We start from the raw sequence: 15,244 nt of genomic DNA on the forward strand, positions 1-15,244 counted from the left end.
AACCCACACCCCCCCACCCAAACCACTCTTTTCCCCCCCCCAAACTAAAACCCCCCCCGGGGGGGGGGCCCCCCCGCGCCGGGCCCCCCCCCCTCCGGCGACATCAGGCGGCAAAGGCCTCAGTGGCCGCCCTGGTCCTTGAAACGCTTGTAGGACCGCTCGATCTCGGCCTCGGCGTCGGTGCGGCCCACCCAGTCGGCGCCCTCGACGGACTTGCCGGGCTCCAGGTCCTTGTAGACCTCGAAGAAGTGCTGGATCTCCAGGCGGTCGAACTCCGACACGTGGTGGATGTCCCGCAGGTGCTCCACGCGCGGGTCGGTCGACGGGACGCACAGCAGCTTGTCGTCGCCGCCGGCCTCGTCCGTCATCCGGAACATGCCGATCGCGCGGCAGCGGATCAGACAGCCCGGGAACGTCGGCTCGTCCAGGATGACCAGCGCGTCCAGCGGGTCACCGTCCTCGCCGAGGGTGTTCTCGACGAATCCGTAGTCGGTCGGGTAGGCGGTCGAGGTGAAGAGTCGACGGTCCAGGCGGATCCGACCGGTCTCGTGGTCCACCTCGTACTTGTTCCGCGAACCCTTCGGGATCTCGATCGTGACGTCGAACTCCACCGGTTGCTCCTCCATGATCAGCACATAGTTCTGGTGGTTAAGTGTCCCTCACGCTGCTGTGTGATCGCGAAAGGGGCTGGTGTTCGTGCCAGAGCTGAGGCCTTGGCGGGCCGCGAGACCGCACGTGGTGCGGGTCGCGGACGCCGTACGACCGCGTCTGGCACGGGCCGCAGGGATCGTACGGCCTCGTCTCGCACGTGTGGCGGCGGCCGCGAAGCCGCAGGTCGCACGGCTCACACAGGCGGCGAAGCCGCAGCTCGAGCGGATCACGAAGGCCGGTCCGAACACCAGGTCGTGGCAGTACACCGCGGGTGCGGCGACCGCCGGGCTGGCGCTGGCCGCCGGTGTGGTGACGGCCGTCGGCCCCTGGGACTCCACCGGTCAGCGTACGGCGGAGCGGGACCGGGCCGCCGCCCTGGAACGGGTGGGTGGCACAGATCACGGCCGCACGGACGATTCGTCCGGTACCTCCGACACGGCGGCCGGAGCACCGCGGCCCGCACCGAGCGCCGCCTCCGTCCTCACGGGCCTGGGCGGCGCCGTCAACGCCGTGAAGTCCGCCCCGGACGCTCTTCCGACCGGCACGGGCCTCGCGGGCGTCCTGGACCCCCTCCTGGGCGATCCGGCCCTCGGCGCCCGGCGGACCGCCGTGGTCGTCGACGTGGCCACCGGCAAGCGGCTGTACGGCTCCGGGGGCGACGTGGCGCTGACCCCGGCGTCCACCACGAAGATCGCCACCGCGCTCGCCGCGCTCTCCGCGATGGGCGGCGAGCACCGTCTCACCACCCGCGCCGCGCTCGAACCCGACACCGGGGAAGTCGTCCTCGTCGGCGGCGGCGACCCCACCCTCACGGCCCGCGCGGACGCCGAGGGCTGGGCCGACCTGCGCGCCCTCGCCGGTTCCACGGCGGCCGCCCTGAAGAAGCGTGGCCTCACCCAGGTGACGCTCTCGTACGACACGACGCTGTTCGCCGGCACGCAGGTTCACCCCATCGGGGTCAACCCCAACCTCGCGGCCGTCACCGCCCTGTCCGTCGACGAGGGCCGCACCGACGACTCCACCAGCGGCCCGACGACCCGGGTGAGCGACCCGGCGGCCGACGCGACCCGCAAGTTCGCCGAGTTCCTGGAGGCCGCCGGCATCAAGACCTCGGCGCCCGGACTCTCCAAGGCCACCACGCGCGCGAAGACCCTCGCCACGGTCTCCTCGCCCCCGCTGTCCGTCCTGGTCGAACGGATGCTGACCAACAGCGACAACGACATCGCCGAGGCCCTCGCCCGCCAGACCGCCGTCGCGACCGGTGTCCGCGCCGACTTCGCAGGCGCCGGCAAGGCCGTCCAGGCACAACTGAAGAAGCTCGGACTGCCGTTGACCGGCGTCCGGATCAAGGACGGCAGCGGCCTCGACCGCGAGGACCGGCTCACGGCGAACCTCCTGACCGCCCTCCTGGTCAAGGCCGGTGACACCGACCGCCCCGACCTGCGCCCCGTCCTCACCGGCCTCCCCGTCGCCGGCTTCACCGGCACCCTCACCAGCCGCTACACCGAGGGCGCGGCCGGCGTCGTCCGCGCCAAGACCGGCACCCTGACCGGCGTGAACACCCTCGCCGGCACGGTCGTCGACCAGGACGGCCGCCTCCTCGCGTTCGCCCTCCTGGCCGCCGACACGACCGATCCGGCGGCGGCCCAGGCGGCGCTGGACCGGGCGGCCACGGCGCTGGCGGGGTGCGGCTGCCGCTGAGCGGCGCGGCCCCGGCACCCCCGAGCCGCCCCGGCTCCGACCCTGACATCTCCCTGACCGGTCTTCCGCGGCCTGCCCCCAACGGCGGCGCTCACGTACGGTTGACGCATGACGAGCAACGGTGGCGCTGCTTCTTCGGGGATGGTCGACTGGAATCTCGCGGTGGCGACCGCGACCCGGCTTGTGCGGCCGGGACCCGAGGTCAGCCGCGACGAGGCGCGAGCCGTCGTCGCGGAACTGCGCCGACACGCCAAGGCCTCGGAGGGACACGTCCGGGGCTTCACTCGTATGGGCACCGAGGAAATCCACGACACCCCGGTCCTCGTCGTCGACCGCCCGGGCTGGGTGGCGGCGAACGTGGCGGGCTTCCGGGAGATCCTCAAGCCCCTCCTCGACAAGATGCAGGAACGGCGCGGCAACACCCCGGGCGGCTCGGTCCTCGGCGCCGTCGGCGGCAAGGTCACCGGCGTCGAACTCGGCATGCTGCTCTCCTTCCTGTCCTCCCGCGTCCTCGGCCAGTACGAGACCTTCGCCCCCGCCACCCGTGCGCTCCCCGCCGGGGCCAACGGCGGCGGCCGTCTGCTGCTCGTCGCGCCGAACATCGTCCATGTGGAACGCGAACTCGACGTGGAGCCCCACGACTTCCGGCTGTGGGTGTGCCTCCACGAGGAGACGCACCGCACCCAGTTCTCGGCCGTGCCCTGGCTGCGGGACCACCTCGAGGGCGAGATCCAGTCGTTCCTGGGCGAGACCGACGTCGACCCCATGACGTTCCTGGAGCGGGTCAGGGAAGCGGCCCAGTCGCTCTCCGGCGGCCGGCCCGAGGGCGAGGAGGACGACGGCGGCCGTTCCCTGGTCGAACTGGTGCAGACGCCCGCCCAGCGCGAGATCCTCGCCCGCCTCACCGCCGTGATGTCCCTCCTGGAGGGACACGCCGACTTCGTCATGGACGGAGTGGGCCCGGAAGTCGTGTCGTCCGTCGCCGAGATCCGCGAGAAGTTCCAGCAGCGCCGCGCCAAGGGCGCCTCCCGACTGGACATCGCCCTGCGCAAGTTGCTCGGCCTGGACGCCAAGCTCAAGCAGTACCGCGACGGCGAGCGCTTCGTACGGGCCGTCGTCGACCAGGTCGGCATGGACGGCTTCAACCGCGTATGGACCTCACCGAACACACTTCCGACCAAGGCCGAGATCGCCAAGCCGGCGGACTGGGTCGCGCGAGTGCACCGCAAGGCCGAGTCATGAACCCGCCAGAACGGCGGTGAGCCGAATCCGGCCGACGGCAGGCGAACGCCCCTTCAATCACCCGTCCGAGGGACCGTGAGCCCTCGGCAGGCGTGCAATGCTCGGGGAACGCCCCGGTTCTGTCACCATCTACACACTCTGCGTGACCGAACCTCGGGTTCACTCCCGAAAACTTCATGAAGGGAACCGGACAGTGGGTCCCCATCCTGCGGTCGCGGCGATACGCCTGGCGGTCCGCCGCGTACTCCACGACATCCTCAACGACCACCCCACCCCCGAAACGGGCTCCCACGAGCGACCGGCACCGCCGCTCGTGCTCGTGGCGTGCTCCGGTGGCGCCGACTCCATGGCGCTCGCCTCCGCCCTCGCCTTCGAGGCGCCCCGGCTCGGCATCCGGGCCGGCGGTGTCACCGTCGACCACGGCCTCCAGCCCGGCTCCGATCTACGCGCCGGGGAAGTCGTCCTGCGCCTGCGCGAACTCGGCCTGGATCCCGTGGAGTCGGCGGCCGTGACCGTCGGCCGCGGAGGAGGGCCCGAGGCCGCCGCCCGCGACGCGCGGTACGCCGCCCTCGACGCCGCCGCCGTCCGCCAGGGCGCCGCCGCGATCCTGCTCGGCCACACTCGCGACGACCAGGCCGAAACCGTCCTGCTCGGCCTCGCCCGCGGCTCCGGCATCCGCTCGCTGTCCGGGATGGCGGCCGTCTCCGGGGGCCCCGGGGCCGCCCGCCGCTACCGCCGCCCCTTCCTCCAGCTCGACCGGCAGACCGCCCGCAAGGCCTGCATGGTCCAGTCCCTGCCGGTCTGGGACGACCCGCACAACGCCGACCCGGCCTACACCCGTTCCCGGCTGCGCCACGAGGGGCTGCCCGCCCTGGAGAAGGCCCTCGGCAAGGGCGTCGTCGAGGCCCTCGCCCGTACGGCCCAGCTCTCCCGTGACGACGCCGACGCCCTCGACGCCTGGGCGGGCCAGGCCGAGTCCTCCGTACGGGACGCGGCCGGGCTTCTGGAGTGCGCCAAGCTCTACGCACTGCCGCCTGCCGTACGCCGTCGGATCCTGCGCCGCGCCGCCATCGAGGCGGGCGCTCCGGCCGGTTCGCTCTTCGCCCGGCACATCGAGGAGGTCGACCGGCTGATCACCGGTTGGCGCGGCCAGGGGGTCATCAATCTCCCCGGCAAAGTCGTCGCTCAGCGCCAGGGTGGCAGACTGGTGATTCGGCAAGGCTGAAATCCGGGCCCTCCGGCAGGACCGCTTACGTGGTCGTGGGCGGTCCCGGTGGCCGCTGGGACAACCGAAAGTGATGCGGGTGGACGCGAAAGACATGGGCACCGATCTCAAAGAGGTGCTCATCACCAAGGAAGAGATCGACGCGAAGCTGGTCGAACTGGCCGCGAAGATCGATGCGGAGTACGCGGGCAAGGACCTGCTCATCGTGGGTGTCCTCAAGGGCGCCGTGATGGTCATGGCCGACCTCGCCCGATGCCTGTCCACCCCCGTCACCATGGACTGGATGGCCGTGTCGTCCTACGGCGCGGGCACCCAGTCCTCCGGTGTCGTACGGATCCTCAAGGACCTGGACACGGACATCAAGGGCCGTCACGTCCTGATCGTCGAGGACATCATCGACTCCGGCCTGACGCTGTCCTGGCTGATCTCCAACCTCGGCTCGCGCGAGCCCGCCACCCTCAAGGTGTGCACGCTGCTGCGCAAGCCCGAGGCCGCCAAGGTCGCCATCGACGTCGAGTGGGTCGGCTTCGACATCCCCAACGAGTTCGTCGTCGGCTACGGCCTCGACTATGCCGAGAAGTACCGAAACCTCCCGTTCGTCGGTACGCTCGCGCCCCACGTCTACGGCGGCTGAGACCCGAAGGGCCCAAGCTCCGTACGAAGATCGGGAACCCCAGCGGGCATTTCGCCGTTGGAGCAAGCAGACGGAGGCACCAGCCGTCCCGTGCGGCTCCGCGCGACAAAGCTGGGGTACCGTCAGAAGAACTGTCTTATCAAACTCACTATGGCAGGAGGGACGGGGCGACACCGCTCCGTATGGATGGACGTGAAGCGATACTTCCGTGGGCCGGTCATGTGGATCGTGCTGGCCGTCCTTGCCGTGGTCGTGTTGATGCAGGTCGTCGGCTCGTCCGGCGGCTACAAGACGGTGGACACCGGCCAGGTCATTGCAGCGATCAACGACAACAAGGTCGAGTCGGCCAAGCTCACCACCGGTGACGAGCAGACCATCAAGGTCACGCTCAAGGACGGCGTAAAGGTCAAGGACAGCTCGAAGATCCAGGCGAGCTATATCGGCGACCAGGGCGTGACCATTGCCAACACGCTGCAGACCAAGTACCAGGACAAGCAGATCCCGGACGGATACACAGTCTCGCCGACGAAGCAGAACGCCTTCGTCGGGATCCTGCTGTCCCTGCTCCCCTTCGTCCTCATCGTGGTCGTCTTCCTGTTCCTGATGAACCAGATGCAGGGCGGCGGCTCCCGAGTCATGAACTTCGGGAAGTCCAAGGCCAAGCTCATCACCAAGGACACCCCGAAGACGACTTTCGCCGACGTCGCGGGCTCGGACGAGGCCGTCGAGGAACTCCACGAGATCAAGGAGTTCCTCCAGGAACCGGCGAAGTTCCAGGCCGTCGGCGCCAAGATCCCCAAGGGCGTACTCCTGTACGGCCCGCCCGGTACCGGCAAGACGCTCCTCGCGCGCGCCGTCGCCGGCGAGGCGGGCGTTCCCTTCTACTCGATCTCCGGTTCCGACTTCGTCGAGATGTTCGTCGGTGTCGGTGCCTCCCGGGTCCGTGACCTCTTCGAGCAGGCCAAGGCGAACGCCCCGGCGATCGTCTTCGTCGACGAGATCGACGCGGTCGGCCGCCACCGCGGCGCCGGCCTCGGCGGCGGACACGACGAGCGCGAGCAGACGCTGAACCAGCTGCTCGTCGAGATGGACGGCTTCGACGTGAAGGGCGGCGTGATCCTCATCGCCGCCACGAACCGCCCCGACATCCTCGACCCCGCGCTGCTGCGTCCCGGCCGCTTCGACCGCCAGATCGCGGTCGACCGCCCGGACATGCAGGGCCGTCTGGAGATCCTCAAGGTTCACCAGAAGGGCAAGCCGGTCGCCCCGGACGTCGACCTGTCGGCCGTCGCCCGCCGTACCCCGGGCTTCACCGGCGCGGATCTGGCGAACGTGCTGAACGAAGCGGCGCTCCTCACGGCGCGCAGCGACAAGAAGCTCATCGACAACCACTCGCTGGACGAGGCCATCGACCGCGTCGTGGCGGGCCCGCAGAAGCGGACCCGGATCATGTCGGACAAGGAAAAGAAGATCACCGCGTACCACGAGGGCGGACACGCCCTGGTCGCGGCGGCCTCCCCGAACTCCGACCCGGTCCACAAGATCACGATCCTGTCGCGCGGACGGGCCCTCGGTTACACGATGGTCCTGCCGGACGAGGACAAGTACTCGACCACACGCAACGAGATGCTCGACCAGCTGGCCTACATGCTGGGCGGCCGCGCTGCCGAGGAACTGGTCTTCCACGACCCGACGACGGGCGCCGCGAACGACATCGAGAAGGCCACCGCGACGGCCCGCGCGATGGTCACGCAGTACGGCATGACCGAGCGTCTCGGGGCCATCAAGTTCGGTGGCGACAACACCGAGCCGTTCCTGGGCCGCGAGATGTCGCACCCGCGTGACTACTCGGAAGAGGTAGCCGCGCTGGTCGACGAAGAGGTCAAGAAGCTCATCGAGACGGCGCACAACGAGGCCTGGGAGATCCTGGTCGAGAACCGCGACGTCCTCGACCAGCTGGTGCTTCAGCTGCTGGAGAAGGAGACGCTGAACAAGGAGCAGATCGCCGAGGTCTTCTCCGCCATCGTCAAGCGTCCGGCCCGGCCCGCCTGGACCGGTTCCTCGCGGCGCACGCCGTCCACCCGTCCGCCGGTGCTCTCCCCCAGGGAGCTCGCACTGACGAACGGCGCCAACGGCGCGACTCCGGCGATCTCCACGGCGAAGACCACCGTGGTGGAGCCAACCCCCGTGACCGAGCCGGCCCCGGAGGACCGCCCCGAGAGCTGATCAGGCTCCCGGAGGCCCCACCAGGCCCGGAATGGATGCCGCGCCCCCCAGGTTCTAGCCTGGGGGGCGCGGCATTTTCGTCTGACGTTTTTTGGATGCCGCAGATGAGGCGCGTGACCCATACGCGCGACCCGTACAGGAACGAGGCACCACATGACCGACCCCGTGACGCTGGACGGCGAGGGCGCCATCGGCGAGTTCGACGAGAAGCGCGCCGAGAACGCCGTACGCGAGCTGCTGATCGCGGTCGGTGAGGACCCGGACCGCGAGGGCCTCCGGGAGACGCCGGCGCGGGTGGCGCGGGCGTACAGGGAGATATTCGCGGGGCTGTGGCAACAGCCGGAGGACGTGCTGACGACGACCTTCGACCTGGGGCACGACGAGATGGTGCTCGTGAAGGACATCGAGGTGTTCAGTACCTGTGAACACCATCTGGTGCCGTTCAGGGGCGTCGCCCACGTCGGCTACATCCCGTCCACCAGCGGGAAGATCACCGGCCTGTCCAAGCTGGCCCGCCTCGTGGACGTCTACGCGCGCCGGCCCCAGGTGCAGGAACGTCTCACCACGCAGATCGCCGACTCCCTGATGGAGATCCTGGAGCCGCGCGGGGTGATCGTCGTCATCGAGTGCGAGCACATGTGCATGTCCATGCGGGGCATCCGCAAGCCCGGCGCCAAGACCATCACCTCGGCGGTGCGGGGACAGCTGCGGGACGCGGCGACGCGCAACGAGGCGATGAGCCTGATCATGGCGCGCTGACCGGGGCCCGCGCTCACCCGGGCGACGTCACGCCGGCGACGCCGCCCCCTTGTCGTGATCTTCGTCCTCGGGCAGCTTGCAGACGCGCTCCAGGAAGATGGCCGCCGCTATGACCGCGATGCCCGCCAGGACGGAGAAACCGGCGTAGATGGCCTGGTCGCGCCGGGCGGGGATGTCGAGGGACTCCAGCAGGAAGACGCCCGTCCCGCCGTACATGCCGGAGACGAGGGCGGCCACCAGGGCGCTGGACTGGCCGAACACGACCGCGCGGGCCGCCATCAGGGGGTCGACGCCCTTGGCCTCGGGGCGGCGCTCACGCTGGGCCTTGAGGCGGGCGCGCAGCGACAGCGCGGTGGCCGTGAGCACCACGGCGATCAGGGCGAGGACGATGGGCGCGGCCAGCGGGACGCTGGGGAGGGTCCCGACCGAGTTCCACAGACGGGCCCCGGCCCAGGACAGGATCGCGGCCACGCCGAACACGCCGGCCAGCACCCTGATGCGCAGCTCTCTCACGGTGTCCCTTCAACTCCCCCGAGCCCGCGGGCATGGGCATCCCGCGGGCAGTGGTCCTGTCGACCTTAACGACTACTCGGGCAGGTGGAGTTCCAGGTCCTTGCGTGCCGCGACGCCCTCGCGGGTCACGGTGTCGAGAAGGCCGGCGACCGGGCCGCGGCCGGGCAGCTGGGCCTCGGGCTCGACATCGTGCCAGGGGGCCAGCACGAAGGCGCGTTCGTGGGCGCGGGGGTGGGGCAGCGTGAGGTGCGGGTCCTCGTCGACGACGTCGGCGTAGGTGACGATGTCGACGTCGAGGGTGCGCGCGCCCCAGCGTTCGTCGCGCACTCGGTGGAAGGCCTCCTCGACCGCGTGCGCCCGCTCCAGCAGCGAGGACGGCGGGAGGGTCGTCTTGAGCACGACGACCGCGTTGAAGTACGAGGGCTGGCTGCCGGGCTCGACGCCCCACGGCTCCGTCTCGTACACCGGGGAGACGGCCTTGATGCGTACGCCGGGGGTGTCCTCGAGGGCGTCGATGGCGCCCTGCAGGGTCTCCAGGCGGTTGCCGAGGTTGGATCCGAGGGCGATCACGGCGCGTTGGGGGTTGTGCAGGGTGGTGTCGGCGGCGTCGACCTTCTCGACGACGGAGGCGGGTACCGGCTGTACGGTCGGGTCGCTCTGACCCTCGGTGAAGAACGCGGTCATACTCGGCTCCGGGTGATGGTGACGGTCACGTCGTCGAAGGGGACCGTGATCGGCGCGTCCGGTTTGTGGACGCAGACCTCGACCTCCTGGACCCCTTCGTGCTTCAGGCAGGCCTGGGCGATGCGCTCGGTGAGCGTCTCGATGAGGTCGACGGGCTCGCCCTGGACGACGGCCACGACCTCCTCCGCCACGATGCCGTAGTGGACGGTCTTCGCCAGGTCGTCGTCGGCCGCGGCCGGTCGGGTGTCCAGGCCCAGGACGATGTCCACGATGAAGGTCTGGCCCTCCGCGCGTTCCTTGGGGAACACACCGTGGTACCCGCGGGCCTTGAGGCCGCGCAGCGCGACACGATCCACGCGAATCACTCCTGCAATCGTCGGTTTCGGCCGGTGCGTCCGGGTGCGGGCGGCACCCCGGCCTCGAACGAATCTACCCGCGAGCACTGACAGACCCGGGCTCCGGCCGCGGTTGCCCGGGCCGGAGTCAGGACTTTTCGCCGGGCGTTTCCCTTGGGGAACCCGGCTGCTCACAGGCTGGTAGCCGCCCCTACCCACGGGTTCGTGATTCCAACCACTTCTTGGTCCCTGTGGGTCGTCTCAGGGCCGCCTGCCCCCTTCCTGTGGTCCGCCTACCCGCTCAGGAGGGGTCTTCTTCACCCTCGGAGTCCTCGGGACTGTCGGCTTCGTCGTTCTCCGTCAGCACCGGGGAGGCGTGGTGCGACCACAGCTTCCATCCGTCGGACGTGCGACGGAACACGTTCGTGGCGACCACCAGCTGGCCGACGAGCGGCCCGAGCTCCTCGCCGTCCTCCGGCGCGGGGCCGCCGCTGAGGATGTTCTCGGTGCAGTTCACCAGCGCGGTGTCGCCGGTGACGGAGACATGCACGTCGGTGAGGAAGAACTGGATGTAGTCGGTGTTCGCCATGATCAGCGCGTACGACCGCAGCACCTCGCCCCGGCCGGTGAGCACCGGCCAGCCGGGGTGCACGCAGGAGATCACGCCGACGTCCGCCGGGTCGTGGTACGTCTCGTCCACGCCCAGGTCGGCCGGGGTGAGCCAGAGCGCGGACACCCCGTCGAAGTCACCTCGTTCGAGTGCCTCGTAGAAGGCGGTGTTGGCGGCCTCGACCTGCTCGACGTCGGTGTGGGGGGCGCTCACCGGGCTCCTTCTGCGCCGCTCGGGCCGTGTCCGCCGTGGTGTGCGCCCGGCGCGGCACCTTCCTCGCGCGCCCCCTCCACGGCACGGGCGACCCGTACCGCGTCCGCCGTCGCACGCACCTCGTGCACGCGCACCGCCCAGGCGCCGGCCTCCGCCGCGAGGGCGGAGACGGCGGCGGTGGCGGCGTCGCGTTCGCGCGCGGGCGGCGGCGCCCCCTCGGGGCCGGCCAGGACCCGGCCCAGGAACCGTTTGCGGGAGGCCGCGACGAGCAGCGGGTGACCGAGGGCGTGCAGCCGGTCGAGGTGGGCCAGCAGGGACAGGTCGTGATCGGCCTCCTTGGAGAAGCCGAGACCCGGGTCGACGACGATGCGGTCGGGGGAGACGCCACCGGCCAGGACGGCGTCCACGCGCGCGTGGAGTTCGTCCAGGACCTCGGCGACGACGTCGGTGTAGACGCCCCTGACGTTGCCGCCCTCGAGGAAGCCGCGCCAGTGCATGACGACGAAGGGGGCTCCCGTGTCCGCGACGGCCGGGATCATCGCCGGGTCGGCGAGGCCGCCGCTGACGTCGTTGACGAGGGCGGCGCCGGCCGCGAGGGCCCGGGCGGCGACGGAGGCGCGCATCGTGTCGACGGAGACGACGACCCCCTCGGAGGCGAGGCCGCGGACCACGGGGACGACCCGGCGGAGTTCCTCGGTCTCGTCGACCCGGCTGGCGCCGGGTCGGGTGGACTCGCCGCCGACGTCTACGAGGTCCGCGCCCTCGGCGACGAGCTGGAGGCCGTGCTTGACGGCGGCCGTCGTGTCGAACCAGCGGCCGCCGTCGGAGAAGGAGTCGGGGGTCACGTTGACGACTCCCATGACCGCGCAGCGGTCCCATCGGGGAAGACCGACGACGCGCCCGCGTCCGCTCTGCTTGCTCATATGTTCAGCGTAGGCCCAGGAGAGGGCCGCGCCGCGGCGCGGCCCGGGTGGAAGCCCCAGGGCTGGGAGGGGGAGGGGCTGCCCCACCCGGGCCGGTCCCGGTGGCGCGGGCCCGATGCCCGACCGGCCGGCATCGCCGCGGCTACGCCGCCCGTACGTCTCGCTCCGCCACCGCGTGCGCACACACGCGTGCCGCCTTGGAACGGCGGCGCAGGAAGCGCGGCAGCGGGAGAGCGAGGTCGACGAAGCCCTCGGCCTGCATGGCGGCGAAGCCGATGCGGGGGAGGTCGCCGGAGGCCCGGTAGACGACGAAGCGGGGCTCCCAGCGCGGCTGGAACTTGGCGTTGAACTTGTACAGCGACTCGATCTGGAACCAGCGGGAGAGGAACACCAGCAGCCCGCGCCAGGCCCGCAGCACCGGGCCCGCGCCGATCTTCTCGCCGCGGGCCAGCGCCGAGCGGAACATGGCGAAGTTCAGCGACACGCGCGCGACGCCGAACTTCGGGGCTGCCTGGAGCGCGGCGACGATCAGGAGTTCGTTCATGCCCGGGTCGGCCGAGCGGTCGCGGCGCATCAGGTCCAGGGAAGCGCCGTCCGGGCCCCAGGGCACGAAGTGCAGGATCGCCTTCAGGTCGCCGTACTCGCCGGGGACCTCGTCGGCCTTGTGGGCGGTGGCGATGAGGCAGTCCCCGTCGGAGGGGTCGCCGACGCGGCCCAGGGCCATCGAGAAGCCGCGCTCGGTGTCCGTGCCGCGCCAGTTCTCCGAGGCCCGCCGGATGCGCTCCAGCTCGGCCTCGCCGAGGTCACGTACGCGCCGTACCCGGGTCTCGTAACCGGCGCGCTCGATGCGCTTGACCATTTGGCGCACGTTGCGCATCGCGCGTCCGGCCAGGGAGAAATCCGCTACGTCCACCACCGCCTCGTCACCCAGCTCGAGCGCGTCGAGGCCGGTCTCGCGGGTCCAGACCTCGCCGCCCGTCTCCGAGCAGCCCATGACGGCGGGCGTCCAGGAGTGGGCCTTGGCCTCGTCCATGAAGCGTTCGATGGCGCCGGGCCAGGCCTCGACGTCGCCGATGGGGTCGCCGCTGGCGAGCATCACGCCGGAGACGACGCGATAGGTCACCGCCGCCTTGCCGCTGGGGGAGAAGACCACGGCCTTGTCGCGGCGCAGCGCGAAGTGGCCCAGGGAGTCGCGGCGGCCGTGCTTGTCCAGCAGGGCGCGCAGGCGCACCTCGTCCTCCTCCGTGAGGCGGGCGGCCGGGTGCTCGGGGCGGAAGGCGAGGTAGATCGTGGTGACCGCGGTGATCCAGCCGAGGGCGCCCAGGGAGAAGGCGACGGTCCAGGAGGTGTTGCCCTGGTAGTCGACCGGGCCCTCGAATCCGAAGAGGCCGTACAGGACGTGCGTAATGCGATCGGCCAGGCTCGGGTCGCCGATCAGGCGGTTGGGGTGGACGCTGACGATGACCAGCCCCAGACCGAGGGAACCGGCGCCCATGAGGACGAAGTTCGCCAGCGCGCGCCAGCGGCTGCGCGGGTCGGGCAGCGCCGCGAACTGGTCGCGGTGCAGCAGCAGCGGTACGAGCAGCGCTACCGAGATGAGCGCGCCCACTACCGAGTGCCGGTACACGAACTGGGCCACCGCGCCCGCCGGGAGCAGCACCACCGCCGCGCGCCACGCGCGCCGCTTGCCCCGCCTGAGGCCGTGGGCGAGCAGCAGCAGCAGGACGCCCGCGCTGAGGGACAGCGCGGCGGCGAACGGCCCGAACGAGCCGGGCAGGACCTCGGCGAAGGTGTGCATACGGCTGTGCCTGAACCGCGGGAAGACGCCGCCGGCCACGTCCAGCAGGCCCACCAGGGCACAGGCTCTGGCGACGAGGGCGGGAACGGACTCGGGGCGCGGACCTCGCAGTATCTGCCGCACCCGGCTTGATCGGTGCGGAACCCCGCCCGACATTTCCCCATCTTGAGTGACAGACATCGCATCCCGTAGTTCCGCGAGAGACCTTGGACCCGGGCCCGATTCGGGCATCCGGCGACATTGCGCCCTCTAGGACGGTGTCTTGGGGAGAGAGGTTCACTCGTCTCCTCAAAGCCACTGAAAAGGCCAAGGAAAGTTCGGGACAAGCCCTCGCGAAGGAGTCGGGGGGAGCGGGCGTCATCCCGGACGGAGAGCAGGCAGGAAACCACCGCATGGGGCTCACTAGCGACAAAATGCTGCTGCTGTCAGTGCTGTTCGCCTTACTGCTGTTCGTCGGCACGGTGTGGCTGTGGCCGCGCCTGGCCCGAACCGGCTGGCGGGCCGTCAGCGGGCGGGTCGGGCTGCTGCTCGCCACCCAGTTGGCGCTGTTCGTGTCGGTGGGGCTGACCGCCAACCAGGCATTCGGCTTCTACGCCAGCTGGGCGGACCTGTTCGGCCGGGAGACCGACCAGGGCGTGGTCGTCGACCACGGGGCCGGTGGCGCCCCGGCGGGGCCGTTGCGGGTGCTCGACACCAGGCGCGTGGACGGCGGCGGCGGTGGGCGTCCGCAGTACGCGGGACAGATCCAGAAGGTCGCCCTCAACGGACGTACGACACACATAGCCACGCCGGCGTACGTGTACCTGCCGCCGGAGTACTTCGACCCGCAGTACCGCACGCGTACGTTCCCCGCGGCCGTCGTCCTCACGGGCTACCCCGGAACGGCGGAGGCGCTCGTGGACAAACTGCACTACCCGCGCACCGCGCGGCAGCTCGCCAAGGACGGGCGCATGCAGCCGATGATCCTGGTGATGCTGCGGCCGACCGTGGCGCCGCCGCGCGACACCGAGTGCGTGGACATCCCGGGCGGCCCGCAGACCGAGTCGTTCTTCGCCAAGGATCTGCCGGACGCCGTGACGGCCCACTACCGCGTGGGCAGGAAGCCCGGCAGCTGGGGCGTCATCGGGGACTCCACGGGCGGCTACTGCGCGCTGAAGCTGGCGATGCACCACCCGGAGGTCTACGCGGCGGGCGCGGGCCTGTCGGCGTACTACAAGGCGCCGTCCGATCCGACCACCGGCGACCTCTTCCACGGGAACGCGACCCTGCGCAACGAGGCGGATCTGCACTGGTTTCTGAAGAATCGTTCCGCTCCCGACACCTCGCTGCTCGTCACCAGCAGCAAGGTCGGGGAATCCAACTTCAAGGCCACGCAGAAGTTCATAGCGCTGGCGAAGGCCGCGGACACGACCAGGATCTCGTCGATCATCCTGGAAAGCGGCGGGCACAACTTCAACACCTGGCGGCGGGAGATCCCGCCGACGCTCGAGTGGATCAGCGGGCGGTTGAGCGGCCGGTGAGGCGGCGCCCGACTGCGGGGGTCGGGCGGCGGACCGCAGATGTCAGGGGCGGGGCGGGCGGCGGGCGTCGAGGGCGGGGCCGAGGGGTGTCGTGGGCCGGGGCGCCCGGAGGCCCGACCGGGGTTCATGGGGGCCGGTCCGGGCGCCCTGACGGGAAATGATCTTGCTTCTTGTCGAATTCCGAGACCGCGTTGTTTCCTGATGCCCTGT

At 70.7% G+C, this 15,244-nt stretch carries 14 protein-coding genes; 7 read left to right on the plus strand and 7 right to left on the minus strand.

Annotated features, from left to right (window positions below):
* Positions 1–119: 119 nt before the first annotated feature.
* Positions 120–611: an inorganic diphosphatase gene (locus ACFWBD_RS31710; RefSeq protein ID WP_007452023.1), complete on the minus strand. Its 492-nt coding sequence runs from the start codon at positions 609–611 to the stop codon at positions 120–122.
* A 124-nt stretch (positions 612–735) separates the two neighbouring features.
* Between ACFWBD_RS31710 and dacB the strand changes: the two genes are divergently transcribed.
* The 6 genes from dacB to folE all read left to right on the plus strand — a co-directional run bounded on the left by dacB (position 736) and on the right by folE (position 8,438).
* The gene (gene dacB, locus ACFWBD_RS31715) at positions 736–2,352 is read left to right on the plus strand and encodes a D-alanyl-D-alanine carboxypeptidase/D-alanyl-D-alanine-endopeptidase (RefSeq protein WP_385674492.1); all 1,617 of its coding nucleotides are present in this window, start codon (positions 736–738) and stop codon (positions 2,350–2,352) included.
* Positions 2,353–2,460: 108 nt separating this feature from the next.
* Complete coding sequence (locus ACFWBD_RS31720; RefSeq protein WP_385674333.1) at positions 2,461–3,594, plus strand: zinc-dependent metalloprotease; 1,134 nt, start codon at positions 2,461–2,463, stop codon at positions 3,592–3,594.
* 193 nt (positions 3,595–3,787) lie between these two features.
* Positions 3,788–4,819 carry a tRNA lysidine(34) synthetase TilS gene (gene tilS / locus ACFWBD_RS31725; RefSeq protein WP_385674336.1) on the plus strand — a complete coding sequence of 344 codons (1,032 nt, stop codon included), beginning with the start codon at positions 3,788–3,790 and terminating at the stop codon, positions 4,817–4,819.
* Between the two features lie 73 nt (positions 4,820–4,892).
* Positions 4,893–5,453: a hypoxanthine phosphoribosyltransferase gene (hpt, locus tag ACFWBD_RS31730; protein ID WP_351764826.1), complete on the plus strand. Its 561-nt coding sequence runs from the start codon at positions 4,893–4,895 to the stop codon at positions 5,451–5,453.
* A 186-nt stretch (positions 5,454–5,639) separates the two neighbouring features.
* Positions 5,640–7,679, plus strand: coding sequence for an ATP-dependent zinc metalloprotease FtsH (ftsH, locus tag ACFWBD_RS31735; RefSeq protein ID WP_385674338.1), 2,040 nt, complete (start codon positions 5,640–5,642; stop codon positions 7,677–7,679).
* Positions 7,680–7,832: 153 nt separating this feature from the next.
* Complete coding sequence (folE, locus tag ACFWBD_RS31740; RefSeq protein ID WP_142265545.1) at positions 7,833–8,438, plus strand: GTP cyclohydrolase I FolE; 606 nt, start codon at positions 7,833–7,835, stop codon at positions 8,436–8,438.
* A 27-nt stretch (positions 8,439–8,465) separates the two neighbouring features.
* On the opposite strand, the gene ACFWBD_RS31745 is transcribed toward folE, so the two are convergent.
* The 6 genes from ACFWBD_RS31745 to ACFWBD_RS31770 all read right to left on the minus strand — a co-directional run bounded on the left by ACFWBD_RS31745 (position 8,466) and on the right by ACFWBD_RS31770 (position 13,670).
* Positions 8,466–8,951 carry a DUF3180 domain-containing protein gene (locus tag ACFWBD_RS31745; protein ID WP_385674343.1) on the minus strand — a complete coding sequence of 162 codons (486 nt, stop codon included), beginning with the start codon at positions 8,949–8,951 and terminating at the stop codon, positions 8,466–8,468.
* Between the two features lie 72 nt (positions 8,952–9,023).
* Positions 9,024–9,635, minus strand: coding sequence for a 2-amino-4-hydroxy-6-hydroxymethyldihydropteridine diphosphokinase (gene folK / locus ACFWBD_RS31750; protein WP_385674346.1), 612 nt, complete (start codon positions 9,633–9,635; stop codon positions 9,024–9,026).
* On the minus strand, positions 9,632–9,991 hold the full coding sequence (gene folB / locus ACFWBD_RS31755; protein ID WP_385674349.1) for a dihydroneopterin aldolase: 360 nt from the start codon (positions 9,989–9,991) through the stop codon (positions 9,632–9,634). Before folB ends, folK begins: the two co-directional genes overlap by 4 nt.
* A gap of 280 nt (positions 9,992–10,271) precedes the next feature.
* On the minus strand, positions 10,272–10,793 hold the full coding sequence (locus ACFWBD_RS31760; protein ID WP_385674352.1) for a nuclear transport factor 2 family protein: 522 nt from the start codon (positions 10,791–10,793) through the stop codon (positions 10,272–10,274).
* Positions 10,790–11,716: a dihydropteroate synthase gene (gene folP / locus ACFWBD_RS31765; RefSeq protein ID WP_385674354.1), complete on the minus strand. Its 927-nt coding sequence runs from the start codon at positions 11,714–11,716 to the stop codon at positions 10,790–10,792. Before folP ends, ACFWBD_RS31760 begins: the two co-directional genes overlap by 4 nt.
* A gap of 142 nt (positions 11,717–11,858) precedes the next feature.
* A complete protein-coding gene (locus tag ACFWBD_RS31770; RefSeq protein WP_385674356.1) occupies positions 11,859–13,670 on the minus strand; it encodes a phosphatidylglycerol lysyltransferase domain-containing protein in 1,812 nt (603 codons plus the stop codon).
* A gap of 236 nt (positions 13,671–13,906) precedes the next feature.
* On the opposite strand from ACFWBD_RS31770, the gene ACFWBD_RS31775 reads away from it, so the two are divergent.
* A complete protein-coding gene (locus tag ACFWBD_RS31775; protein WP_385674358.1) occupies positions 13,907–15,034 on the plus strand; it encodes an alpha/beta hydrolase in 1,128 nt (375 codons plus the stop codon).
* The last annotated feature ends 210 nt before the right edge of the window (positions 15,035–15,244 follow it).

The sequence above is a fragment of the Streptomyces sp. NPDC060002 genome, assembly GCF_042737245.1.
GTDB lineage: Bacteria > Actinomycetota > Actinomycetes > Streptomycetales > Streptomycetaceae > Streptomyces.